We start from the raw sequence: 24,127 nt of genomic DNA on the forward strand, positions 1-24,127 counted from the left end.
CTTAGCCTGCGGCTTCGTCGAAGTACCGCTGGGCGCCGGGGCAGGTTTCGACGTAGGGGATGTCGCCGGCGGTGGCGGCATCCAGTTCGACGGCTGCGGGGTGCACCTGGGTGAGGGCTTCCACGTTGTCGAAGATCGCTGCGGTGATGTTGTACTGCAGCTCCTCATCCATGTCAGGGCTGGCGACGAGGATGTTCGGTGACGCAATGGCTGAGACTGCCTCGGTCTGGCCCTCGTAGGTATCGGCCGGAATGTCTTCCTCGACGTAGTACTCGCCGTATTCGGTGGCGAGCTGTTCGGCGTACTCGCCGATGTTGAGGAGGTTCATGTCGCCGTCGCTGGCCAGGTCGATCAGGGCGCCGGTGGGCAGACCACCGGACCAGAAGCCGGCGTCGATGGTACCGTCGCGCAATGCCGCAACCGTCTCGGCTGCGCCGAGCTGACGGCGCTCGAAGCCTGACTCGGGGTCAATGCCGGCAGCCTCGAGGATGCGCAGTGCTGCAACCTCGGTGGCCGAACCGGGAGCGCCGACCGAGACGACCTTGCCTTCCATGTCAGCGACACCCTCGATGCCGGTGCCGTCAACGGTGACGGCCTGCATGAAGTTGTTGTAGGTGTTGCCGAGCGAGCAGATCTCGATGGGGTTGCCGTCGAAGTCGTTGACGCCCTCGACCGCGTCGGAAACGACGTCGCCGACCGCGAAGGCCAGCTGCGCAGAGCCGTTTTCGATCAGCAGCATATTGTCCACGGAGGCGTTGGTCTCCTGGACGGTGGCGTCGTAGCCCTCGATGTTGTCGCGGATCATGGTGGCGAAGCCGCCGCCGAGGGGGTAGTACACGCCGCCGGTGCCGCCGGTGGCGATGGAGAGCATGCCGCCATCGGCGCCGCCACTGGCGTCACCGCCGCCGCTTCCTCCGCCGCTGGTGTCGGGGCTGCCGCAGGCGGACAGGAATAGTGCGGGGACGGTGAGTGCCGCTGCGGCAAGCCGGACCCTGCGACGGTGCAGTGGTGAGGTTGTCATGAGTGTTCTCCCTTGGTGGTGATGGTGGTGGTGAGTGATTGCGGATGGGTAGTGGGGGTGGAGTCTGGTGTCTCCACGGCTGGTGCCTCCACGGCGCCGGCGGCGAGCAACCCGGACAGTGCCCGGTAGTAGCCCACCAGGACCGACAGTTCGGTGATGCCGGAGTGGCCGTGGTGGGCGAGTGTGGTGGCGTGGTCCTCGGTGGAGACGGTCCGGCCGTTCAGCAGGGCGGCGGTGAAGGTCAGGGCCGAGCGTTCGTCGTCGGGCAGGTCTGCGGGGAGGTGGCCGCCGCGCAGGCTCTCCAGTTCGTCGGCAGAGATGCCGACGGTGAGGGCGACCCGGCTGTGGGCGTACCACTCGTAGGCCGAGGAGCGTTCGGCGGCGACGGCGCAGATCACCAGTTCCCGGGTGCGGTTGGACAATTCCCCGCCGAACCGCAGGGCGGCACCCAGTGCCTGGACGGCGTGGCCGATCTGCGGTGCGTAGAGCAGGGCATTGAACGGGCCAGCCAGATGGCCATCATCGTCGACCACCAGGAACGGTCCGCCCGCGCGGGGCGGGCCGGCGATCGTGTTGTAGAGGGCGAGCTGCTCGTCGGTGAGCGCTTCGGGTGCCAGCAACGGGAAGCGACCGCCGTGCGCCTTCTCGGTCTGGGGCTCAGGCTGCTGCTGACCTGGCAGTGGTTGGTTAGACAAGGGTCCGCCCGCCGTCGACGTAGAGCACATGGCCGGTGACGAACGCGGCCTGGCGGGAGGCGAGGAACAGGGCCGGGCCGGTGAGGTCGCCGGTCGATCCCAGCCTCCCCGCGGGGACCAGCGAGGTGTAGTGCTCGCGGACTCCCGGCTTGTCGAGGTGCCCGCGGGTCAGGTCGGTTTCCACGTAGCCGGGGGCGATGGCGTTGACGGTGACCCCGTCGGCTGCCCACTCGCGGGCCATCACGCGGATCAGCTGGTTGAGGCCGCCCTTGCTGGCGGCGTAGGGGCCGTGGTCCGGGTGGGCGAGGAGGCTCGACACGGAGGAGCAGTACACCTGGCGGCCGTACCCGGCGGCCACCATCAGCTTCCCGGCGGCCCGGCCCAGGCGGAAGGCGCTGGTGAGGTTGACGGTGAGCATGCGGTCCCAGTCGTCATCGGTGGTGTCGAGGATGGGGACCCGGTGGTTGACGCCCACTGCGTGCATCAGTACGTCGAGGCCGCCGAGCTCCAGGGCCGCGCGGGCAATGGCGTCCTCGCAGCCAGCGGTGGTTGACAGGTCGATCTCAAGCGCCTGGACCCGTGGGTCGAGGGCCGCGAGACCAGCTGGATTGACGTCGGCGACCATGACGAGAGCCCCGGCGTCGGCGAAGGCTGCGGCAAGTGCGCTGCCGATCCCGCCAGCACCGGCCACGAGGACCCGCTGGCCGTCCAGGCCGAGCCAGTCACTCATGAAGATCATCCGCGCGAACGTCAGTCCTGGGCTGCGACACGCTCCACTTGGGTACCCGGAGCAACCAGGGTGCGGACAGCAAGGATTTGCTCGGCGGTGACCAGATCATTTGGATACTGTATCCAATTAAGTCGCGGAATGTAACGACGGTCACAAATATTACGTGATGGGGCTCACCTGGCGTCCAGGAAGGCCCTCAGGGCGTCGACCGCGTGGTCGCGGTGTTCGTTAAGGAGGGTAATGACCTGCTCGGCATCGCGCGCGGCGAATGCGTCGATGATACGGCGGTGTTCGTCTTCCACCCGGTGCCGGTTGACCTCGTCACCGTAGTAGACAAACCGGTACGTTTCGGTGGCGTCCCACAGCACCTGGATCAGTTTCTCCAGGCGCGGCATCCGGGCTGCGGTCACCATGAGGAAATGGAACCGGCGGTTGGCCTCGGTCATGACGAGCAGGTCACCGGACGCGCTCGCCGTCTCGACCTCCAGTGCTGCTGCCCGCAGCTTGCCGACCACGCCGTCGTCGGACCTTCTGATTGACACCCTGACGGCCTCCGCCTCCAGGATCTCGCGGATGCGGTACACCTCCAGGAGGTCGGTGAGGGAAAGAGTGGCCACCTTGTAGCCGCGGTGTGGCGTGTACACCACCTGGCCTTCGCCCTCGAGCACTTTGAAAGCTTCGCGGAGGGGGACGCGGCTAACGCCGAAGCGTTCTGCGAGCGCATCCTGTCGGAGTGCCTGGCCGGGAAGAAGTTCACCAGCGATGATGGCCCGGCGCAGTTGTGCGAGCACAAAGGCCGGGGCGGTGATGGGCCGCCCGGAGTCGGTATCGGCGTCGTCGATCACGCTACACCGGGGGTCCGTAGGGCATTCATCACCTGTATAACTCTAGTCGAATACCCGAAAGGCTCTCAGCGGGCCTCTTCCGGTGAGCAACCAGGACACCGGGGGTCACGGTGGACATCCGGGGTGGAGATTTCCCTATCGGATGTCCACCTTCCTCACCGGACCGTGGTGAGGCGCTGCAGGCTGCCCATCACGTCGCCCAGACCCACCTCGATGCGGCTGTACACCTCGGCGTTGAGCACCATGTCGCCGTCGAAGTCGCCGGAGTTCGCGTAGAAACCTACGGGGATGGTGGCCGCCTGGAAGAACCCGAACAGTGGCCGCAGTGCGTGTTCAATCACCAGGGCATGGCGGTCGCTGCCGCCCGTGGCGACCAGGATCACCGGCTTGTTGGTCAGGGTGTACTGGCCCACCAGGTCGAAGAAGTGCTTGAACATCCCGGCGTAGGAACCCCGGTACACGGGGGTGGCCGCGATGAGCAGGTCCGCGGATTCGACGGCCGCGAATTCCTCCTCGACCGATGGGTCCAGCTCATCCCGCGATGTGGCCCCGGTGAAGGAGGGGCCGAGGTGGTAGACGTTGGTCTGGTGGATCTCGATTTCAAGCTTCTGCGCCAGCGAATCGGTAATAAGCCGGACCAGGCCCATGGTCTTGGACCGTTCGGTGGGGCTGCCGTTGACGACGACGACGCGCAGCGGCCTGCTCACGCGTTGACCGATTCGCGCAAGGCGATTTCGGCGCGGATGACCGGTGCCACTTCGGTGCCCAGGCGTTCGATGGCTTCCAGGTGGGTCTGCTGCGGCACGCCGCCGAAGCCCATCTGGAACACGGCACGGGAGACGCCGTAGAGGTCGTGGTAGGTGAGGAGCTTGTCGATGATCTCCTGGGGGCTGCCGACCAGCAGGCCGCCAGCGGGTGAGGCCTGGGCCTCGAAGGCGTTCCGCGGCATGTTGAAGCTGGCACCGCGCTGGTGGTTGTTCTCGCCCAGCCCGCGGGTGAAGTAGGGGTAGAAATCGTCACGGGCGCTCTGGCTGGTCTTGCCGACCATGCCGTGCGCGTTGATGCTGATCCGCTGGGTGGCGGGATCATGCCCAGCGGCGGCGGAGGCCTGGCGGTAGAAGTCCACCGGACGCTCGAACTGGGTGATCGGTCCGAGCAGCAGGGCCAGGGCCAGGGGCAATCCCAGCTGACCGGTGCGGACTGCCGAAGCGGGTGTCCCGCCCACGCCCACCCAGATGGGCAAGTCGCTGACCGGTCGCGGCGCGATGTCGGCGTCGATCAGCGGCGCCCTCAGCGTGCCCTGCCAGGAGACGGGGTTCTGGGCGCGGATGGCGAGGAGCAGGTCCAGCTTTTCCCTGAACAGGTCGGAATAGTCGGCCAGGTCATAGCCGAACAGGGGGAAGGACTCGGTGTAGGAGCCGCGGCCGGCGATGATCTCGGCCCGGCCCCCGGAGAGCAGGTCCAGCGTGGCGAAGTTCTGGAACACCCGGACCGGGTCCTCCGAGCTGAGGACCGTGACACCGCTGGTGAGCTGGATGTTCTTCGTGGCCATGGCGGCGGCTGCCAACACCATGTGTGGCGCTGAAGCGACGAAGTCCGATCGATGGTGCTCGCCCACGCCAAAGACGTCGAGGCCCACCTCGTCGGCCACCCGGGCCTGTTCGATGGTCTGCATCATCCGCTCCTGGGGGGAGGGCATGCGTCCGGTGGTGAGGTCGGTGGTCAGCTCACCGAAGGTGAGGATGCCAAGTTCGAAAGCCATAGTCGTTTATCGTCCCTTGCTGAGGTTGTGGTCTGGAGATGCTGTGCGTGCTGGGGCCTGTTCGGTGACCGAGTAGGCGTGGCCCCATGAGGTGATGTCCCGGAGGATGGGCAGCAGGGCCAGCCCGGCGACGGTGAGGGAGTAGCGCACCCTGATGGGGCGCCCATCGATCACTTCACGCTGGATGAGGCCGTCCGTTTCGAGCTCACGGAGACGCTTGGCGAGCATGGTGTCGCCGATCTGCGGGACGAAGCGGCTGACGTCGGCGAAGCCAGTGTTGCCCTTGCCGATCGCCTCGATGATGATGCCGCTCCAGCGTCTGCCGATGACGTCCATGGCGGCGACGAACGAGGGGCAAGCCCCGCCGTCGGCCTCGGCCTGATGCGCCGGGATGGCTGAGTCACTCATCGTGCGCTCCCTTCGGTGATGTACTCCCATTGCGGTAGTAACTACGTCAACTGTAGTGACTACTGATCTATTCCTGGCTCTCCGCAGGGTGGTACTTTCGCCCGGAAAGGTGATCCCCTCCAGTGATCCGAGGACCTCATGTCCACTCTTCCCGAGCCGGTCTGGCCCGTCATCGCGCTGGCGCTGATCCAGGTCATGGACGGGGTGCTCTGCCTGAAGCCGGTGGGTTTCGTGGCGCGTTGCTTCGAGGATGTGAACTGGCCGCGCCGTTACTGGTGGGTGATGTCGCCGATCAAGTTCGCCGCCGCCACCGGACTGCTCCTCGGTCTCTGGGTCCCGTATCTGGGGGCAATTACCACCGGCGCGCTCGTCCTGTACTTCGTAGGGGCCGTGATCATGCATGTCCGGGCAAGGGACTTCGGCCGGAACCTCTTCGTCAACGCGACGGCGATGCTGGCCATCTGTGTCGGAACCCTGGTGGCCTGCTTCCTCCTCTGAACCGGCGTGCGGTTGAATCGGCGCGCCATTCGCGCCGCGGTGCCTGCGTCAGGGGGCGGCGATGGGAGCCACTGCCGCGCCGGTGGCCCGGACGAGGTCGGCCGGTGCCAGTTCGATCTCCAGGCCGCGCCGCCCGCCGGACACCAGGACGGCGTCGAACTGCATGGCCGACGCGTCAATGACCACCGGGCTCTGCTGTCGCTGTCCCAGTGGTGAGATTCCACCCAGCACGTATCCGGTGCGCCGCTCGGCGACGTCGCTGGCTGCCATCATCGCTTTCTTGCCATTGCGGGCGGCGGCGAGCGCCTTCAGATTCAGCGTGCCGGAGACCGGGACGACGGCGACGGTCAGGATGCCATCCACGTCCACCATCAGCGTTTTGAAAACCCGCTGCGCGTCGACATCCAGGGCCGTTGCGGCCTCGGTGCCGTAGCTCGCGGTCCTCGGATCATGGGCGTAGGTGAGGATGGTGAAGGGAATTCCGGCAGCATCGAGGGCTGCGGTTGCGGGGGTGGCGCGCGGTGTCCGGCTCATGAGGAAAGTCTATTTCGGTGGGACCCGAGCGGCGCCCGGGACGTCATGATGCGTCAGTATGTGCATTGTGGACCAATAGTAAGTATGCTTAGGGAATACTTTCTGCAGTTGTTTCGACGCAGGACCTAGTTGAAGGAGTGATCATTATGGCTGGAAATCTACTGGCACGATCCGTTCACGATTTGAGTGCCGCCGCATGGTTCGGCGGATCACTGATGGGTGCTGTCGGACTGAACGGCGCAGCAGCCGAAGCCAAGGATCCGAAGGAACGGACCCGCCTGGCAACCATTGGGTGGGCCAAGTGGACCCCCGTTCAGGCGGCAGCCTTCGGCGCACACGCCATTGGCGGAGTCGGGCTGATTCTCGGCAACAAGGGCCGGGTCGCCGGTCAGGACGGCGCACTGGCAAACACCGTCGTCAAGTCAGTCGTCACGGTCGCTGGAATGGGCCTGTCGCTGTACGCCGGAATCCTGGGCGCGAAGGTTGGGAAGCTTGCCGATGAGGGAGCAAAGGGCCCAACCGAGCCCGGCGCCTCAAGCTCACCTGAGCTGGCGAGCGCACAGAAGCAGCTCAAGATTGTGCAGTGGGCACTGCCCGTCGTCAGTGGCGCGGTGATTGTCCTCGGTGCGCAGCAGGGCGAACAGCAGCGTCCCACTAACCTGTTGACCGGGCTCACCAAGCGCCGCTAGGCAGGTCTTGGTGGTTCGCTGCCAGCAACGCACGAGCCGGACGGGGTGACCCAACCGGTATAAAGGGACAGGGCCAACGGCTCTGTCCCTTTTCGTGTGCCTGGACCGAAATCCAGTTTTCCCTGGCTGGAGCCCCATGGCCGGGCAGTTGTGCCGCCGTGCCGCCGCCAAGCCTGAGTTCAGAGGCGGTTGAGCTCAGCTCAGAGCCGCGTGGAAGCGTTCCTCGAATTCGGGAAGGGTGGTTCCGGTGTAGGTGATCGTGAGGTGGTTGTCGTCCAGGTAGACGTAGACGTTGCCGACCACCGGGGTGCAGACCCCCTCGGGGCAGATCAGGTCGGTGAGGTCCATCAGCCGGAGCGCTCCGCCCGTCTCCGCCGTCGGCACCGGCGCCGTCGCGGGGAGTTTCTCGTCAACCGGGAAGGTGCACTCGGCGGCATCCTGCCCGTGCTCCTCGACGCAGGAGATCATGTTGACCTCGAACCGGGGGTTATCCCGCATCCCGATCACGGGGATGCCCGCCTCGCCGAGAATCGCACTGGCCTCGCCGATCCCCGCCACAGACCGCTCCCCAGTGGTGTCCTTGGTGGAAATGGTCGCCATGGTGAACACGGCGTCGGGCTCCATCCGCAGCGCGTAGTCAGTGGCCGCGTCGTTGAACGTATTGCAGACCTCGTTGCGGGCGTCGCTCTCGGCGCCGTAGCTGCATCCGCCGAGCAGCAGGGCAGTGACCTGGTAGTTGTTCCGCTGGGCCATCAGCTCGATGGGTTCCAACCACTGTTCGGCATGGGAATCACCGATCACCAGAATCTCTTTCACCGGCTCGCCGTCCGCCGGGGTAAAGGAACAGCCGCGGACAGCACTGTCGTTCCCCACCGGGACGTGCTCGCCCTCGCACTTCTCGCCCAACACGCCCCACTCAGCGTCAAGGCTCCCCAGATCCGGTAGCGGTGGCGAATCTCCCGTGGACCGGTCGACGAAGCCGGGCAGCAGGGAATAGGCGCCCGGGTTCTCGGTTTCGGCCTGGCTCAGGAGGGCCTGGGCCTGGGTCCTCATGACCAGTTGCACGCTCGCCACCGAGACTGAAATCAGCATGATGCAGGCAGCGATCACCGCCAGGCTGCGCACCCGACTCGCCTCGACCTTCGGCATGCTTCGAAGCGGCCGCTCAACGAAACGGGTGGTGAGGTAGGCCAAGGCGAGGGACAGGCCGATGATGGCAAGCCCACCGAGGGGCCCAACGGTGTCACGCCCCTGGTGCACGAGGTAGATGACGAGAATGGGCCAGTGCCAGAGGTAGAGCGCATAGGACAGGTCGCCCATCCTGACCAGCGGCCCCCAGGAGAGGAACCGGTCCGCCCCAAACGGGCTTCCGGTCTGGCCGGCGGCGATGATCAGGGCTGCGGACAGGAGCGGCCAGAGGGCGACAAACCCGGGGAACTCGCCTTCGACGTCGAGCACGTAACCGACGCTGAGCATCCCGGCCAGCCCGATCCAGCCGGCCACGACGGCGGCAGCACGGGGAAGAATGATCAGCGGCAGGACCAGCGCGAGCAGCGTACCCAGCGCGAATTCCCACAGCCGGGCGCGGGTGTCGAAGTAGGCGAAGGACTGGTTGGTATCCGTCTGGTAGATGGAGAAGGCGAGCGACGCGAGGAAGATCGCGCCGAAGATCACCGCCGCGACAGTCTGGAACCGCGCGTTGATCCTCCTCGCGATCAGGCTCGCCGCCAAGAACAGGAGCGGCCACAGCACGAACACCTGTCCCTGGATGGACAGGGACCAGAAGTGCTGGAGGGGGCTGGCCACGCTGGTGTCCGCGTAGTAGTCCACGGATTCAGCGGCCAGCAACCAGTTCTGGAAGTAGAACAGCGAAGCCCACGACTGGTCGAGCACCATGCTCCAGCGGGCCCGCGGCAGCAACAGGAGCGAGGCGGCCAGCGTGCCGATCAGCACGACGGCGACGGCGGGCAGCAGCCTTTTGAACAGGTGCACCCAGTGCCGCAGGAGGGCGAAGGGGGTGCCGCGATCAGACCTCCTGACGAACGTCAGGGTCATCAGGAACGCCGAGATGAGCAGGAAGATGTCGACGCCGCCGGATACCCGGTCAAACCAGATGTGATATGTCACCACCATCAGGACGGCGAGCGCGCGAAGGCCCTGCACCTCCGGGCGGTACCCTTCCCGGAGAGGGGCGGCCGGAGCTTCCCGGCGGTGGCGGCCGCGGACAGCGGTACTTTCGCGGTCGGTCATGAAAGTCCCTTCGCCGTCCTGGAGATTGATGCTTCCTGGGTTCAGGACAGCGTGCTTCACGTGGTCCCCATCTTTTCATAGCCGGATCCGTAGGCTCTTCGGTGCCGGACCGGCGTCGGGGGCTGTAATTGCCCGTAGGCTGGTAAGCACACTGTCAATCTGAGGAGTCACTGTGGCACTGAGCAAAGGCACGTCCGTGGAGTGGAACACTCCGCAGGGCACCACCTACGGGAAAATTGTCGAGAAGAAGACCAGCGACTTCCAGCTGGACGGCAACACGCACCGCGCCAGCGAGGACGAGCCGCAGTACGTCGTCGAGTCCGGTAAAACAGGTGCCCGTGCCGCGCATAAGGCGAGCGCCCTCACCGAGAAGTCGGCCTAGCGTGGCCGCTGCGGACAACGGTTCGGCTGGGACCCACCATCAGATCGTCGTGATCGGCGGGGGTAACGCCGGGATCTCCCTCGCAGCACGGCTGCGCCGGTACGGTGCCAAGGATATTGCGGTGGTCGAGCCCAGCTCCGACCACCTCTACCAGCCGCTGTTTTCCCATATAGCCGGTGGAACCGCCCAGGCTTCGGAGGCCATCAGGCCCCAGCAGTCGGTGATTCCCCGCGGGGTGACCTGGGTGCAGGACGCCGCCGCCGACGTCGACGCCGCCCACAACACCGTCCTCCTGGCCTCCGGTGCCCGGATCGGCTACGACCAGCTGGTAGTGTGCCCCGGCATCCAGAAGGACTGGGATGCGGTGCCCGGTCTGGCCGACGCCATGGCATCGGAATATGGTGCCTCGAACTACGAGATCGAGCTGGCGCCCAAGGCCTGGGACCTGCTGCGCACCCTGCGCCGCGGAACTGTGGTGTTCAACCTGCCACCGGGGCCGCTGACCTGCGGGGGCGCTGCCCAAAAGCCCATGTACCTGGCCTGCGACTACTGGGCTCAGCAGGGAGTCCTGGATGACATCCGGGTGGTCCTGGTGGTTCCCACCCCGACGGTCTTTGCGGAGTCGGTGGCCAACGAGGAGCTCAACCGCAAGATCGCCGAGTACGGTGTCGAGCTGCGCTACAACAGTGAGGTCACCGCGGTCGACGCCGCTGGGAAGACCGTCACCGTCCAGGACAACCTGGCCGGGAAGACGGAAATCCTGGGTTATGACGTGCTGCACGCCGTTCCGCCGCAGTCGGCCCCCGACTGGCTCAAATCGACCGACCTCCCGGCGCCGGGTGACCCCTCGGGGTTTGTTGAGGTGGACCCGGAAACGCTGCGGTCCCTCAGGTACCCGGCCGTCTGGTCCCTCGGCGACGCGGCGGCAACCCTGAACTCGAAATCGGGTGCTGCGCTCCGTCAGCAGACTCAAGTGGTGGCTAAGAACCTGATGGCAGTGCTCAAGGGCAAGAAGGTCAGCGCAAAGTACAACAACTATTCGGCGTGCCCGTTCACTGTGTCCCGGTCCACCGTGGTGTTCTCCGAGTTCGACGACCAGTACCGGGCGATGCCATCCATCCCGTGGAAGGGCATCATGCGGGAACGGCGGGCCACCTTTGTTCTCGAACGCCGGATCCTGCCCCGGGTCTACTGGAAACTGATCCTGAAGGGGCGCGCCTAAAGGGCACTTCGATACCGGACTGGATGCGCTCTAGTCAGCGGCATCCAGTTCGTCGCGCAACTTCCCGTTAGCGGCCTCCAGCACCAGCACCATCCTGATCCCCGCGAGGTTCAGTCCCTCGGCGAGGAGCTGCTCGATGCGCCGCAGCGTCGCCAGATCCAGCTCACTGTACTTCCGCGTCCCGCCGGGGGTCCGGGCGGGATCGAGTAGCCCTTTGCGTTCGTACAGCCGCAGGTTCTGCTGTCCCATTCCCACCAGTTCGGCCGCCACCGAGATGGCGTACACCCCCGTGCTTGGATCTTGTTTCTCCGCCATCTCCAACACCTCCGCTCGTCCTGAGTGATCGTTTCGATCCCGTCAAAAATTGTTGTTGCATCAGTCTCTCACTGGTGATATAAAAAATCTATGTCAGCCACTACAGAATGGTTGACAGGATATTCATCAACTCAAGATGCTGAAGGAGTGCAGAACCATGTTGATGCGTACCGACCCATTCCGGGAGCTGGATCGTCTTGCCCAGCAGGTGCTGGGAACGACCGCACGCCCGGCAGCCATGCCGATGGATGCGTGGCAGGAGGGGGATAGCTTTGTTGTCACCTTCGATCTTCCCGGTGTCGACACGAATTCCATTGACCTCGACGTGGAGCGCAACGTGCTGACCGTCCGCGCTGAGCGGAGCCCATCGGCCCCTGACGGCACCGAGCTGATCGCCGCAGAACGTCCACGCGGGGTCTTCAGCCGACAGCTGATCCTGGGTGACACCCTCGATACCGACAGGGTCAAGGCCAACTACGACGGCGGCGTGCTGACGCTGCGCATCCCGATCGCCGAGAAGGCCAAGCCCCGGAAGATCGAAATCGAAAGCAATGGCCAGGCGCGGCAGGAGATCAACGCCTGACGCACGGGTTCGTCACTCAAGCAGCCCGTCACGAAGCAGGGGTGGTTCCCGGAGGGGGCAACGGGGGCCACCCCACTGACGTATCGGAACTGCAGGCGTCAACCAAGGCAGAGGAATAGGTAAGGCACAGCGGGGAAGGGGTAGGTAATGTCCGGATGGCGGCGGTACGACGCGCAGTTGGTTCCAGCCTTCTACGAGCGCTTCGAGGAACGCTGGGGCAAGGGTGCCGCCCCGTTCCTTGACCCGCCCGTCGGCGGCGAGCCTCTACCGAGGGCGCAGTGGATTAATGTGGACACCGGTGCGGCCGTCGCCGCGGTACCCATCTGGGGAGATGACCAGCGGCAGCGCTCCTTCGGGGTGTTCTATCTGCCACCCGAGGGGGATATCTGGGTGTTGCGGCCGGGACACACGGCCTATCTCGAATCCGAGGATGTGGCAGACGAGATCTCCCTGCGGAACGATGCGTTCAAGAAGGCGGTCGCCTTCGCCAAGGGTTTCATTTACGGCGAGGATGCCTAGCGTGCCGACGGTCCGTTCAGGCTGATCTCAAGCCCCTGAAGCAAGATATCCATTCCCTGGTCCAGCTCGGATTTGCCGTCATAATCGGCGAGCAGGGGAGCGAGAGTGCGCAGATGTGGGAAGTCCTTCTTGCTGAGGCGGTGCAGTCCAAGCCGCAACACTTCCTCGTCTTCGTCGGCGTCCACCACGAATTGTTCGAGCTCGTTGATGATGTGACCGAACAGGAAGCCGTAGTACGCGCGATAGACATGCAGGGCCCCGCGGGAGTCGAAGCCGGCCTTCATCAACAGAGTCAGCAGCTGCTCAATGGGTCGCAAGGCTCCGGGTGGGCGCAGCCCCAGCGGTGTGGAGAGGGGGCGGGTCACGAGAAGTGGCACGATGTTCGGGTGCTGCAGGACCAGATCCCTGAACTCGTGGGCTGTGGCACGAAGCTGATCCTGCCACTCGTCGACGGGCGGGATGGTGAGCTGATCCCAGATAATCTCGGTCAGTCCGTCGAGGAGCGCTTCCCGGTTCTTGGCGTGCCGATACAGAGCCATCGGGTCCTTCCCCAGCTTTTGACCCAGCTTCCGCATCGATAGCGATTCAAGACCGTCGTCGTCGACGAGCTCCAAGGCGGCGGTGAGCATCACCTCCCGGGTCAAGCGACCCTTTTCGGCGGTCATCGCCTCTCCAGGCATCTTGAATCCGCTGGTTCGGATAAGACACTCAGGGGCCTGAAAAACATTGCCACACACCTCTTACTAAGTAGGCTTGCTTCTTTTGATATCTACACCGTAGTATCTACAGCGTAGTGCACGGCGGTGCACCTAATCTCCTTCCAAAACCCCTGACAGGTGTGTCCTCCCATGGCCCGCATCAAAGCCGATACCAGCGGAGCGCCTACCTGCCGCATCCGATCAACCACCATGGCTGGAGCTGTCACGGACACTCCCAACTTCGTCATGGTGCACGGCATCGGCATGTCCCACCGCTACTTCGACAGGCTGCAGGCCGAACTGGGCTCGCACGGCAACACCCATCTGCTCGACCTTCCGGGCTTCGGTGGGATGCCCAAACCGGGGAGGCAGTTGCGGGTCGAAGACTACGCAACGGCGATTGCCGCGGCGCTCGACGCGTCCGGAATCCGCTCCTGTGTCCTAATCGGTCACTCGATGGGCGCCCAGTTCACCACCGAACTTGCGCTACAGCGCCCCGACCTGGTGACTGATCTCGTGGTGATGGGTCCCGTGACGGACTCCACCCGCAGGTCCGCCCTCTGGCACACCGCGGCCCTCGCCCTGAACAGCCTGGGGGAGCGGCCGCTCACGAACGCCATGGTTCGGATGGACTATGCCCGTTGCGGTCTACCCTGGTATTTCACCGAGCTTCCGGTGATGCTTGGCTACTCCATTGACGAGCGCCTGCCGCTCGTCACCCAGCCTGTGCTGGTGGTGCGCGGAAGCATCGACTCCGTGGCACGGAGCCCCTGGTGCCACCGCCTTGCCGACTCCGCCCAGCACGGGCAGCTGGTGGAAATTCCCGGCCAGCCGCACGTGGTGCATCGGGGCGGCGCGGCGGAGGTGGCCCGCGCAATTCTTGCGTTTCTTGCCGCGGACCATCATGCCCCGTCACCCGCTCTCGCCCCTGCCTCGGATATCCAGCGCGGAGCCACCTTCTCCCGGATTCAGACGGTAGGCGGCGGCCCTCACGGCACCGGTGCCCCCACAGCCACGACCGCATTCCACAGCATCAAAGTAGGTGACCGGCTATGTCGGGCATACCCCGTCATCCAGACGGGAGCCAGTGCCGGTGAACCACTCACGGCGGCGTCCCCGACGGACGACGGCACGGCCCGGCGAACCTTCGTCTTCATCCATGGCATCGGCATGTCCCACCGCTACTTCAGACTGCTGAGCGAAGAGCTTGCCAGCTATGGCGATTCCTACCTGATTGACCTGCCCGGATACGGCTGGACCGGCAGGCCAGGGAAGAGAATGACCAATCCGGCGAACGCAGATCTGGTGGCGGCGCTGTTGGATGAGATCGGGGTCAGGGACTGTGTAGTGGTGGGTCATTCAATGGGAGTGCAAACCGCAACGGAACTGGCAATAACCCGACCAGAGCTGGTGAGTAGCCTGGTGCTGATCGGTCCGGCTATCGACGCCCGACAGCGAACGGTCCTTCGGCAGGCCCTGCGCCTCGCGTACAACTCGGCCCTGGAAAAACCCCTGCTCAACAGTTCACAATTCCTGGACGTGCTCAGGTGCGGGCCCCGCTGGTATGTCGCCGAGCTCGCCGTCGCCCTGGCCTACCACCTGGAGACCCGGTTGCCGCTGGTCGAACAAGCGGTGCTGGTGATACGCGGCAGCCGAGATCCTGTTGCCGGTTCCCGGTGGTCGCGGTCACTGGCCGAGTCGGCGCGGAACGGTGCCCTCCTGGAAATCGAAGGAAGCCCGCATGCTGTCCATCACAGCGCACCCAAGGCCGTCGCGACCGGAATCATCGAATTCACGGTCCAGAATGAGCCCCTCGTCAGCGCCTAAACTCCGGCAACAGGTCACCCGGTTCACCTTGGGCGCGTAAGCTGGAAGACTGCGGACAAAATTACTGCCACTTCAGGCATTGTCCGCGAGGAGGCAACATTGGCACGACGCATGGCGGACCCGGCTTACCGAGCACAGCAGTGGGAACGACGTTACGACCCGAATATCGAAGAAATCAACCGGATGTGTGACACTCTGGCCGAGCAGAAGCCGGACCGTTCACTTCCCTATATTGACCCAGCACACGACCTCGACGAGTGTCGCATTGTGAGCCTGTTCTCCAACCCGGGCGCAAGCCTCGCCTCAGGATTTGTGTCCGCGGAGAACGACGATCAGAGTGCCATCCGCACCGCCGAGATCTACGAGAGCGTTGGGCTTCAGCCCAAGTTCGTGATGCCCTGGAACGTTTACCCCTGGTACGTCACAGAGGTGAAGGAAAAGGCGCTCACCCCCGAGCAGATCGACGAGGGCGTCAAGCCGTTGCTGGCTTTCCTGCAGCGCGTCTCGCGTGCCTCAGCCCTGGTGGCTCACGGCACCGACGCCCACAAGGTGGCACGCCGCCTCACGCAACTGGAGAACCGGGCCATTCAGCGCCGCGGCTTCAAGGTGTACAAGGTGAAATCCACCGGAGACCGCGCGTTTGCGGGCTCCCCGGCGAAGCAGGAGGTGTGGCGCCAGGAAATGCAGGCCGCCTACACCGACGCGATGGCTCGGGCTGGCATCAGCCGCGCCTGATCCAGAACTGGGTCCACCGGTGCTGGGTTACTCCTGCGCCGCCTGACGGCACCCGGAGAGCAGCCTTGAGGGCTCTCGCCGGGTGCTGTTTGTCGTTTAAGGGCCGACGTCGGCCCTCGTAGTGGGCGGCGCTGCCTGGCTGGTGCGGGTAAGAATTGCAACCAGGAACGACGACGCCGGCTCCCATGGACGCAGGTCCCAGGTGGAGAACTCGGTACTGCGCTCCAGGCCAGCGGCCGACGCATCAGTGAAGAACCTCTCCGCTGAATACCCACGCTCGCTGCCAAAGCCCACCACCAGCCGGCCGCCCGGAACCAGATGCACCTGCAGCCGGCGCAGTACCTCCGGCGCGGTACCGGGCGCCAGGAACGGCAACACGTTCCCGGTGCACACGATCAGGTCAAACGTCCGCCCCAGCGCCAGCCCGCTCAGGTCCGCCACCTGCCACTCGGAGAGAGGATGGTCCCGCCGCGCGGCACCGATCAGCTCGGCGTCCGCGTCGACCCCGGTGACCAGGTGGCCCCGGCGGGCCAGTTCCCCGCCCACCCGGCCGGTGCCGCAACCGGCGTCGAGGATCCGGCTGCCACGGGCGGCCATCGCGTCGAGAACCCGTGCCTCACCGTGCAGGTCACGGCCCTCCGCGCGCATCGCCTCGAAGCGTTGAATGTAGCGGGTGGAGTGGCCGGGGTGCTCGCGGTTTTCTGCCGCCCAGAGTGTCTCTTCGTTCACTGGGACAGCCTACTGGGCATACGATCAGTGGAGGGTCGTCAGCCGGCGTGGGAGGGTACCGATGGGGTTAGCTGCACGGGGTTGGCACGGCGTCGTCGCATTGATCGGTTTGGTGGGCCTCGGCGCCCAGGTGATCGCCCTGATCAACGGGGAAAACTACTCGGTACTCGGCCCCGTCATGTCGTGGTGGAATTTCTTCAGCTACTTCACCATCCTCAGCAATATTCTGGTGCTGGTGATCAACGCGGATCTGGCCCTGAACCCATCGGGCCGGTCGTCAACGCTGTGGCGGGTGCTGCGGCTGAACGCCGTCGTCAATATCTCGGTCACCGGGCTGATCGCGTTCACGCTGCTGCGACGCCTCCCGGAGATGCAGGCACTGGTGGGCCTGGGCCGGCTCTCCGACACCCTGCTGCACTATGTGGTGCCAATCCTGACGGTACTCGGGTGGCTACTGTTCGGCCCCCGACCCCGCTTCACCATCCAGACGGTCTGGCTCTCGCTGATTTTCCCGGGGGTCTGGCTGGTCTACACGCTCCTGCGCGGGGCGGCGGTCACCTGGTACCCGTACCCCTTCGTCGACCTGAGGATCATCGATCCGCTGGAAGTACTGATCAACTGCGTCTTCATCGGGGCCATGTTTGTTGGGTTCGGCTTCGCCGTGCTGCAGGTCGATAACCGGATGAAACCGCTATTTTCCAAGGAGCACGCTGATGTCTGACTCAATCGCCTGGCCGGCGGCACCGCCCCTGGTCAGCTGGCCAATCATGGATCAGGCGTGGATGGACGCTGTGTTCCTGCACTGGCGGATTCCGGTGGAGATCGCCGCCGGGTTCATGCCGTCCGGGACGGAACCCGACGTGTTCGACGGCGACGCGTGGGTGGGGCTGATCGGGTTCCGGATGGTGGGCGCCGGGATTGGCTCAGGGATGCCCGTTCCCTATTTCGGGTCCTTCAGCGAAATCAACGTCCGGTTGTACTCCCGGGAACCCGATGGGACCCGCGGGGTGGTGTTCCTGACCCTCGATGCGTCCCGGCTGGCAGTGGTCCTGGTGGCCCGGGCGGCGGGGATCCCCTACGTCTGGTCCCGGTGCGCGCCGGTACCCGACCCCGGCCGGGCCGGGTACACGGTGCGACGGTTCCGCGGCGGGGCGTCGTCGTCGTTCGCCGTCAGGCCGAACCGGGCGGTGGTCGCGTCCGATCCGTTGACGATCAACGTGACCGCACGGTTTGGCCTGCACTCGCAGTTGGCAGGGAGGACGCTGTTCATCCCGAACACGCACGCGCCGTGGCCCCTGCACCCGGCGACTATCGACCATCTCGACGACGGGCTGGTTGCCGCCGCCGGGATCACCGTCACCGGGCCACCCGAGTCGGTGCTGTACTCGCCGGGCGTGCAGACGCAGTTCGGCAAGCCCCGGGTGATCCGGCGCGGATAGCCGCGGGTCAGACAGCGGTCCGGACGGTCGGTCAGACCATCCCGGACGGGCGGATGTTCAGCGACTCGATGGTGGAGTCCCGGGAGGCGTCGACCGCCAGCCGGACCGCCTTGGCCACCTGATCGGGCTGGATCCATTCTTCCGGCCGGTAGGGCTTGCCCTCGAACGTATGCAGTTCCTGCTGCATGTCGGTGGCTACCCGGCCCGGGTGGATCGAACTGACCCGCACCCCGTTGCCGCGTTCCTCCTGTCGGAGGGCGTCGGTGAGGGCGCGCAGCGCGAACTTGGTGCCGCTGTACAGGGCGGAGCCGTCGCCCGAGGCGTACCCGGAGCCCGAGTTGATGGCGATGACCTGCCCCTTGGCGGCCCGCAGCGCGGGAAGCAGCAGCCGGGTCAGATTAGCGACGGCGAACACGTTGACCTCGAAACTGTTCCGCCACTGCTCGGGGGTCAGCTCGGCCACCTGGCCCATCTGCAGCACGCCCGCTGAGTGGACGAGCACATCGAGGCTGGTGATGCCCTCGACAGCGTCAGGGGTGAGCGCGGTGAGCTCGGCGGCGAACGGCTCTGCGGAGGGGAACTCCCGGGCCAGGTCCTGCAGGGCGTCGGCGTCGCGGCCGCCGAGGAGCAGATGGTGGGTGGGGGCGAGCTCGCGGGCGATGGCGAGGCCGATGCCCCGCGATGCACCGGTGATCAGGGCTACAGGCAGTTCAGTCATGGTGGACATCCTAGCTTTGGGAGCGCCAAGTGCCGGTGTTGGTGATCAATTTGCCCACCGTTCACCGACAGTTTCCTTACCCGGCGGATACCGGTCAGACGGCGGACCTAGTTTGAGGACTGTTGCGCCCTTGATTGACCTGACCCATCCAGCTATCTCCCCACTGCACCGTCGCACCTACCTGAGGGAAGCCCATCGTGAACAAACTGAGCAAGCGGACATTGATTGCCGCGACAGCCATTGCCTGTACCCTCGGCGTCGCCGCCCCAGCCACCGCCAATGTGGTTGCCGATCCGGTCAGGTATTCAGCGGATCGCGCGGCGCTATCGCTGAACCCGATCGGCACCTATGAGACGGGAATCTTCGACGCCAGCGCGGCCGAAATAGTCACCCACTATCCGGCTGCCCAACGACTGCTCGTCGTCAACGCAGCTGAAGCCCTCGTCGAAGTACTCGATGTGAAGAATCCAGCCCAGCCCACCAAGCTGTTCGATCTGGTCACCGAAGGAGTGAAGTCCGGGGATGGGTCACGGATCCCCGACGGGGCAGTGGTGAACTCGGTGGCGGTGCGCGACGACGGCCTGGGGGTCCTCGCCGTCGAGGCACCCACCAAGACCGATCCAGGTTGGCTGGTGTTCTTTGACGCGAACGGCGACGGCGAAACCCTGGGCGCCGTGCGCGTTGGCGCCCTCCCCGACATGGTGACCATCACCCCAAAGGGGGACAAGGCCGTCGTCGCGAATGAGGGCGAGCCAGCCGAGGACTACTCAGTGGACCCCGAAGGGTCGGTCTCGATCGTGAAACTCAAGCACCACAGGATCGAACTCCCGCGCCAGAAGGATGTCAAAACTGCAGGTTTCCGCGCGTTCGAAAAGAAGCTGCCCGACGGCGTGAGGATCTACGGCGGGCGTGAGGACGCCACCGGGGTGAAACCCAAGTACCCGGTGTCGGAAAACCTTGAACCCGAGTACGTGACGGTAGCCAAGGACGGACGCACGGCGTACGTGTCGCTTCAGGAGGCCAACGCGATTGCCGAAGTGAACCTGAACTCAGCCACCATCACGAGGATCACGCCGCTCGGGACGGTGGACCGTCTGAAGACACCCGCTGATATGTCGGACCGGGATGACGCGATCAACCTTGCCACCTGGCCAGTGAAAGGCTTCCACCAGCCAGATGCGATGTCCTCCTACACGGTGAAGGGCAAGACCTACCTCGTCACAGCCAATGAGGGGGACGCCCGGGCTTGGGAGGGCTACTCGGAAGAAGCTCGGGTCAAGGATCTGGGCGACGGCCTGCCGCCCATTTGCGATGGCTTCGACACCAGGAAACGCAACGCCGACGGCAGCAAAATGACCATCGAGCAGTTGCAGCAGGATCAGAACCTGGGCCGCCTGAACATCACCCTCGCGGACGGTCTTTCTGCTGACGGATCTTGCTACCAGGAGCTGTTCACCTACGGCACCCGATCGATGTCCATCTGGACCGACAAGGGCAAGAAGGTCTTCGACACTGCAACTGATTTCGAACGGATCACCGCCAAGGTGCTGCCTGAATACTTCAACTCGAACCACAGCGAGAGTAATTTCGAGGGACGCAGCGACGACAAGGGCCCCGAGCCTGAGGGCATCACCATCGGAGAGGTGGACGGCAAGACCTACGCCTTCGTTGGTCTTGAACGGGTGGGCGGAATCATGGCGTACGACATCAGTTCCCCCGAACGCTCGAAGTTCGTCACCTACGTCAACAACCGAGACTTCTCGGCCTCCGTCGAGGAGGACCCGGCATCGTTGGGTGCCGCCGGGGACCTGGGTCCCGAGGGGCTGGCGTTCATCAGTGCCAAGGAATCACCGACCGGAAAGCCGCTCCTCGCCGTCGGCAACGAGGTCAGCGGCACCACCACACTGTTCAGCGTGGACCGGGTACTCAAGCACCGGTCGTGACTGCCCTTTGAACCCAAAAACGGCCCTCAGAGCAAGGATCGCCGCTTGCAATCGGCGGGTCTTGCGCTTAGGGCCGTTTCTTCGTGACGGACGGGGCGGACCGGGCGGACGGGGGCGGACCGGGCGGAACGAGGGCTAGCGCTCCTCCATCCCCCACGGCGACCCGTAGCCTACCGGCGTGTCTGCGGCCAGCAGGTCCAGGAACGGCCGGGAATCGAAGGCCTCCGGCCCGAGGACGCCGGCGCCCTGCCAGATCCCATTCGCCAGCAGCTCCAGCGCGATCACCGGGTTCACCGCGGTCTGCCACACCACCGCCTGCGATGCGTACTCGGCCATCGACCACTCGTTGTCCACCACGTGGTACAGGTACACGGCCCGGGGGTTACCATCCTTTCCGGTGCCCGTCGCATACAGCCCGGCGCAGGTTTTGCCCGTCATCCGGTCGCCCAGGGTGGCGGGATCGGGGAGGGCCGCGGCGACCACGTCACGCGGTGCCACCGACACCCCCTTCACCATCAGGGGCTCGGTCGAATCCAGGCCCAGCTTGTGAAGGGTCTTCAGCACGTCGATGAACTCGTCGCCGAGGCCGTACTTGAACGTCACCTTGCGCGCCTTGGTCCAGCGCGGCATCAGGATGACCTCCTCGTGTTCCACGTTCACGCACTCCACCTCGCCGATCCCCTCGGGGAACCGAAACACCTCGGGGTCGCTGAACGGTTCGGTGGTGTACCAGCCTCTCTCGCGCTCAAAGACGACCGGCGGGTTCAGGCACTCCTCGATGGTGGTCCAGATGGAGAACGACGGCGCGAAGGCCGGCTCGCCGTCGGCCCCCGCCACGACGAGGTTGGCGCCGTCGCGCACCCCCAGCTCGTCGATCGAGGTGAACAGCTCATCCTCCGCATACCGCGCGAAAACGTCCGACAGCCCTGGCTCCACACCCATGCCCACCAGGGCCAGCCGTCCGGCATCCTCCCATTCCTGGGCCACCGCGAACTGCTCGTCGCCGAGCATGACCCCGGTTTTGGTGAAGGGCTCCTCCGGGTGCCTGACGGACAGGCTCATCGCCATGTCCAGGTAGGTGGCGCCCGCCGCAAAGCAGCCGTTGAAGATGGGCATCACAAACCGGGGGTCGACGGCGTTCAGCACGTGGGTGATCTGGTGTTCCTTCACGACGGCGGCAACCGCCTCAGCGGAGGATGCATCCACTTGCGTGGCCACCAGCCGGTCGTCGTCGAGCGCATCCACTAGGGCCTGCGGCCGGGCGGGGTCGTAGTCGGCCACCACGAGCAGGTCGAAGAACGAGCGTCGGACGGCGATCCGCACGGCGGCGGATCCAACACCTCCGGCACCAACAATGAGAATGCGCATTAGGCCAAGCCTCCATCAACTGAGCGTCGGTAGGTATCGGGGGAATCGGGGACGAGGACGGGGGTATCGGCGTTCAGGCTCTCCCCCCGGAAGAATGGCAGCGAACCCGAGCGGGTCCGCCAGATGACCATCAGCACCAGGCCCAGGGCGAGGGAGCCGATGCCCACCACAAAGGTGCCGCCGACGCCGAGCAGCACGCTGTACCCGTAGTCGACGTCGGCCATGTCGATGGCGGACTTGATGAATGCGGCGGTGAGCATCAGGGCACCCAGCAGGGGAAGCAGGAACCTGAAGAAGAAGTTGTGCCGCGAGTTGAACAGCTCCCGGCGGAAGTACCAGACGCAGGCGTACCCGGTGATGGCGTAGTAGAAGGCGATGGCCAATCCCAGGGACAGGATGGAATCCGCCAGGATGTTCTCGCTGATCAGGGTCATCACCACGTAGAACCCGATCGCCGCCACCCCCATCACCAGGGTGGAGAAGGAGGGGGTCTTGAAGCGGTGGTGCACGGTGCTGAACCGGTGGGGGAGCGCTTGGTAGACGGCCATGGACAGGGTGCCCCGGGCGGTGGGCAGGATGGTGGTCTGCGTGGAGGAAACCGCCGACACGAGCACGGCCACCACCAGCAACCAGGCGGCGGGGCCCAGCACTGCGTCCTTGAGGGCGAAGAACACGTCTTCGGCGTTGACCTCGTTTCCGAGTCCGGAGCCTTCCTCGTCCACCCCGGCGTACATCATCGCTGCGACGGTGACCCCTACGTAGGTGATGAGCAGCAGGACCGTCGAGATCAGTGCTGCCCGGCCGGGGATCCGGCGGGCGTCGCGGGTTTCCTCGTTCAGGGCCAGGCAGGCGTCCCAGCCCCAGTAGATGAACAGGGCGAGCAACACCGCCTCGGTGAACCCTTCAACGCTTTCGAACGCGAACGGGTTGAACCAGTCCAGCGAGGGAGCAGTAGCGTTCTCCGCCGTGCCGTTGGCGATGCCGATCAGGGCGAACACCACGAACAGCCCCAGCGCCAGGTACTGGATGCCCAGGAGGACGTTCTGCAGTTTCGCGCCGATCTCGACGCCCCGGTAGCTGACGTACGTCATCGAGGCGATGAAGAAGACACCGGTCGCGGTCACGAGGAGGGTGTTGTCGGCGAGTGATCCGTCGCCGATCAGCAGCCACAGGTAGATCCCGGCGATCTGGGCGAGGTTGGCCAGCACGATGATCCCGGCAACTGCCACACCCCAGCCAGCCATCCAGCCCACCCACGGGCCGAACGCCTTGGTGGCCCAGGTGAAGGACGTGCCGCAATCCGGGATTTCCCGGTTGAGCTCCCGGTAGGCGAAGGCGATGAACAGCATGGGAATGAACGCCAGGATGAAAGCGATCGGCGCCTGCGCCCCGACCGCGAGAACCACGAAACCGAGCGAGGCCGCCAGCGAATAGACCGGGGCGGTCGACGCCAGGCCGATCACCACCGAGCCCCAGACGCCGAGCGTGCCGGCGGCGAGCCCCTTGCCCTCGCCCGACGGCGCGCCGGGGGCGTTCTTCCCTACTGTTGCGTGACTCATGGTGCGCCTCCGATGTCCGGCGGGCCGGCGTCGTCGGCCGTTGACCCTGTAACGCAAGTCACTATACCGACTAGTCGGTTTTTTGAGAAGGCCCTAGAATCGTCCCCATGGGTCACGCTCCGAGCACTGTTCACCGGCTGATTGACGCCTACCAGGACATCCTGGTGTCCGACGGCGAACGCAGCGCCACGCTCGACGCCATCGCGCAGCGGGCCGGAGTGTCCAAGGGCGGGCTCACCTACCATTTCAAGTCCAAGGACGAACTGGCGTCCGCGCTGTTCGAACGGCTGCAGGCGCTGGTCGAGGCGGACCTCGAGGTGATGCGGGCCGACCCCGGGCAGGCGGCCACCTACTACGTGAAAAGCTCCCTCGACGTCGCGAGTCCGTTGGAGCGGTGCAACATGGCGGTCACCCGGCTGGCGCAGGGATCCCATCCGGAAGCCAACGAACTGCTCGCCAAGTGCCGGACGCAGTGGTTTGACGTGCTCATGGATGCGGTCGGGCATGAGGACATGGTGCACCTGGTGATGTTGCTCGGGGACGGGATCTACTTCAACGCCTCACTCACGGGCACTGGGGCCATGCCGGAGGAGACCGACCCGGCCACCATCGACCGCATCATCGGCCTGATCGGGACCATCAGGTACTGACCCCTTCT

General features: G+C 65.2%; 27 protein-coding genes. 12 read left to right on the top strand and 15 right to left on the bottom strand.

Translation table 11 applies throughout. From position 1 onward, the window contains the following. Window position 1: 1 nt before the first annotated feature. The 7 genes from HMI58_RS05315 to HMI58_RS05345 form a co-directional block, all read right to left on the bottom strand. Complete coding sequence (locus HMI58_RS05315) at window positions 2-1,021, bottom strand: TAXI family TRAP transporter solute-binding subunit (RefSeq protein WP_171584552.1); 1,020 nt, start codon at window positions 1,019-1,021, stop codon at window positions 2-4. Continuing rightward, the gene (locus HMI58_RS05320; RefSeq protein WP_225667921.1) at window positions 1,018-1,716 is read right to left on the bottom strand and encodes a carboxymuconolactone decarboxylase family protein; all 699 of its coding nucleotides are present in this window, start codon (window positions 1,714-1,716) and stop codon (window positions 1,018-1,020) included. The genes HMI58_RS05315 and HMI58_RS05320 overlap by 4 nt, the downstream gene beginning before the upstream one ends. Continuing rightward, a complete protein-coding gene (locus tag HMI58_RS05325; RefSeq protein ID WP_171618399.1) occupies window positions 1,709-2,446 on the bottom strand; it encodes an SDR family NAD(P)-dependent oxidoreductase in 738 nt (245 codons plus the stop codon). Before HMI58_RS05325 ends, HMI58_RS05320 begins: the two co-directional genes overlap by 8 nt. Window positions 2,447-2,619: 173 nt before the next feature. Then, on the bottom strand, window positions 2,620-3,291 hold the full coding sequence (locus tag HMI58_RS05330; protein ID WP_171618400.1) for a GntR family transcriptional regulator: 672 nt from the start codon (window positions 3,289-3,291) through the stop codon (window positions 2,620-2,622). A 155-nt stretch (window positions 3,292-3,446) separates the two neighbouring features. After that, entirely contained in the window at window positions 3,447-3,998 is a 552-nt protein-coding gene (locus tag HMI58_RS05335; RefSeq protein ID WP_171618401.1) for an NAD(P)H-dependent oxidoreductase, read from the bottom strand. Beyond that, window positions 3,995-5,053 carry an LLM class flavin-dependent oxidoreductase gene (locus HMI58_RS05340; RefSeq protein WP_171618402.1) on the bottom strand — a complete coding sequence of 353 codons (1,059 nt, stop codon included), beginning with the start codon at window positions 5,051-5,053 and terminating at the stop codon, window positions 3,995-3,997. Before HMI58_RS05340 ends, HMI58_RS05335 begins: the two co-directional genes overlap by 4 nt. 6 nt (window positions 5,054-5,059) lie before the next feature. Continuing rightward, window positions 5,060-5,461: a helix-turn-helix domain-containing protein gene (locus HMI58_RS05345; protein WP_171584558.1), complete on the bottom strand. Its 402-nt coding sequence runs from the start codon at window positions 5,459-5,461 to the stop codon at window positions 5,060-5,062. A gap of 138 nt (window positions 5,462-5,599) precedes the next feature. Here HMI58_RS05345 and HMI58_RS05350 point away from each other — a divergent pair, with 138 nt between their 5' ends. Beyond that, window positions 5,600-5,959: a DoxX family protein gene (locus HMI58_RS05350; RefSeq protein ID WP_171618403.1), complete on the top strand. Its 360-nt coding sequence runs from the start codon at window positions 5,600-5,602 to the stop codon at window positions 5,957-5,959. Between the two features lie 48 nt (window positions 5,960-6,007). On the opposite strand, the gene ybaK is transcribed toward HMI58_RS05350, so the two are convergent. Further along, complete coding sequence (ybaK, locus tag HMI58_RS05355) at window positions 6,008-6,493, bottom strand: Cys-tRNA(Pro) deacylase (RefSeq protein ID WP_171618404.1); 486 nt, start codon at window positions 6,491-6,493, stop codon at window positions 6,008-6,010. 146 nt (window positions 6,494-6,639) lie between these two features. On the opposite strand from ybaK, the gene HMI58_RS05360 reads away from it, so the two are divergent. Further along, a complete protein-coding gene (locus tag HMI58_RS05360) occupies window positions 6,640-7,182 on the top strand; it encodes a hypothetical protein (protein WP_171584561.1) in 543 nt (180 codons plus the stop codon). Between the two features lie 195 nt (window positions 7,183-7,377). On the opposite strand, the gene HMI58_RS05365 is transcribed toward HMI58_RS05360, so the two are convergent. Then, a complete protein-coding gene (locus HMI58_RS05365) occupies window positions 7,378-9,492 on the bottom strand; it encodes an acyltransferase family protein (protein ID WP_345890614.1) in 2,115 nt (704 codons plus the stop codon). A 112-nt stretch (window positions 9,493-9,604) separates the two neighbouring features. On the opposite strand from HMI58_RS05365, the gene HMI58_RS05370 reads away from it, so the two are divergent. Beyond that, window positions 9,605-9,814, top strand: coding sequence for a DUF2945 domain-containing protein (locus HMI58_RS05370; protein ID WP_171584562.1), 210 nt, complete (start codon window positions 9,605-9,607; stop codon window positions 9,812-9,814). Window position 9,815: 1 nt separating this feature from the next. Further along, a complete protein-coding gene (locus HMI58_RS05375) occupies window positions 9,816-11,036 on the top strand; it encodes an FAD/NAD(P)-binding oxidoreductase (RefSeq protein WP_171618405.1) in 1,221 nt (406 codons plus the stop codon). A gap of 30 nt (window positions 11,037-11,066) precedes the next feature. Here the strand turns inward: HMI58_RS05375 and HMI58_RS05380 are convergent, their stop codons facing one another. Beyond that, entirely contained in the window at window positions 11,067-11,351 is a 285-nt protein-coding gene (locus tag HMI58_RS05380) for a MerR family transcriptional regulator (protein ID WP_171584564.1), read from the bottom strand. A gap of 157 nt (window positions 11,352-11,508) precedes the next feature. Here HMI58_RS05380 and HMI58_RS05385 point away from each other — a divergent pair, with 157 nt between their 5' ends. Both HMI58_RS05385 and HMI58_RS05390 read left to right on the top strand, forming a co-directional pair. Continuing rightward, window positions 11,509-11,934: an Hsp20/alpha crystallin family protein gene (locus tag HMI58_RS05385; RefSeq protein ID WP_171584565.1), complete on the top strand. Its 426-nt coding sequence runs from the start codon at window positions 11,509-11,511 to the stop codon at window positions 11,932-11,934. A 147-nt stretch (window positions 11,935-12,081) separates the two neighbouring features. Continuing rightward, window positions 12,082-12,453, top strand: coding sequence for a hypothetical protein (locus HMI58_RS05390; protein ID WP_171618406.1), 372 nt, complete (start codon window positions 12,082-12,084; stop codon window positions 12,451-12,453). Here the strand turns inward: HMI58_RS05390 and HMI58_RS05395 are convergent. After that, a complete protein-coding gene (locus HMI58_RS05395) occupies window positions 12,450-13,118 on the bottom strand; it encodes a TetR/AcrR family transcriptional regulator C-terminal domain-containing protein (protein ID WP_225667920.1) in 669 nt (222 codons plus the stop codon). The two genes, HMI58_RS05390 and HMI58_RS05395, sit on opposite strands and share 4 nt — an antisense overlap. A 183-nt stretch (window positions 13,119-13,301) precedes the next feature. On the opposite strand from HMI58_RS05395, the gene HMI58_RS05400 reads away from it, so the two are divergent. Continuing rightward, window positions 13,302-14,978, top strand: coding sequence for an alpha/beta hydrolase (locus HMI58_RS05400; RefSeq protein ID WP_171618408.1), 1,677 nt, complete (start codon window positions 13,302-13,304; stop codon window positions 14,976-14,978). A 99-nt stretch (window positions 14,979-15,077) separates the two neighbouring features. Beyond that, the gene (locus HMI58_RS05405) at window positions 15,078-15,713 is read left to right on the top strand and encodes a uracil-DNA glycosylase (RefSeq protein ID WP_225667919.1); all 636 of its coding nucleotides are present in this window, start codon (window positions 15,078-15,080) and stop codon (window positions 15,711-15,713) included. Between the two features lie 96 nt (window positions 15,714-15,809). Here HMI58_RS05405 and HMI58_RS05410 read toward each other — a convergent pair whose 3' ends face one another. After that, entirely contained in the window at window positions 15,810-16,442 is a 633-nt protein-coding gene (locus HMI58_RS05410) for a class I SAM-dependent methyltransferase (protein WP_318779144.1), read from the bottom strand. A 61-nt stretch (window positions 16,443-16,503) separates the two neighbouring features. Here HMI58_RS05410 and HMI58_RS05415 point away from each other — a divergent pair, with 61 nt between their 5' ends. Continuing rightward, window positions 16,504-17,163 carry a Pr6Pr family membrane protein gene (locus tag HMI58_RS05415; RefSeq protein ID WP_171618409.1) on the top strand — a complete coding sequence of 220 codons (660 nt, stop codon included), beginning with the start codon at window positions 16,504-16,506 and terminating at the stop codon, window positions 17,161-17,163. Beyond that, window positions 17,156-17,881: a DUF2071 domain-containing protein gene (locus tag HMI58_RS05420; RefSeq protein WP_171618410.1), complete on the top strand. Its 726-nt coding sequence runs from the start codon at window positions 17,156-17,158 to the stop codon at window positions 17,879-17,881. The genes HMI58_RS05415 and HMI58_RS05420 overlap by 8 nt, the downstream gene beginning before the upstream one ends. A 31-nt stretch (window positions 17,882-17,912) precedes the next feature. Here HMI58_RS05420 and HMI58_RS05425 read toward each other — a convergent pair whose 3' ends face one another. Next, window positions 17,913-18,599, bottom strand: a complete 687-nt coding sequence (locus HMI58_RS05425) for an SDR family oxidoreductase (protein ID WP_171618411.1) — start codon at window positions 18,597-18,599, stop codon at window positions 17,913-17,915. 197 nt (window positions 18,600-18,796) lie between these two features. On the opposite strand from HMI58_RS05425, the gene HMI58_RS05430 reads away from it, so the two are divergent. Then, window positions 18,797-20,542 (top strand): choice-of-anchor I family protein, encoded by a 1,746-nt coding sequence (locus HMI58_RS05430; protein WP_318779143.1) that lies wholly within the window; start codon window positions 18,797-18,799, stop codon window positions 20,540-20,542. Between the two features lie 135 nt (window positions 20,543-20,677). Here HMI58_RS05430 and HMI58_RS05435 read toward each other — a convergent pair whose 3' ends face one another. After that, window positions 20,678-21,910, bottom strand: a complete 1,233-nt coding sequence (locus HMI58_RS05435; RefSeq protein ID WP_171618412.1) for a saccharopine dehydrogenase C-terminal domain-containing protein — start codon at window positions 21,908-21,910, stop codon at window positions 20,678-20,680. Beyond that, the gene (locus HMI58_RS05440) at window positions 21,910-23,469 is read right to left on the bottom strand and encodes an APC family permease (protein ID WP_171618413.1); all 1,560 of its coding nucleotides are present in this window, start codon (window positions 23,467-23,469) and stop codon (window positions 21,910-21,912) included. Before HMI58_RS05440 ends, HMI58_RS05435 begins: the two co-directional genes overlap by 1 nt. A 107-nt stretch (window positions 23,470-23,576) precedes the next feature. On the opposite strand from HMI58_RS05440, the gene HMI58_RS05445 reads away from it, so the two are divergent. Beyond that, on the top strand, window positions 23,577-24,119 hold the full coding sequence (locus tag HMI58_RS05445; RefSeq protein WP_171618414.1) for a TetR/AcrR family transcriptional regulator: 543 nt from the start codon (window positions 23,577-23,579) through the stop codon (window positions 24,117-24,119). Window positions 24,120-24,127: the final 8 nt, after the last annotated feature.

It is taken from the genome of Arthrobacter sp. 147(2020) (assembly GCF_013116715.1).
GTDB lineage: Bacteria > Actinomycetota > Actinomycetes > Actinomycetales > Micrococcaceae > Arthrobacter_D.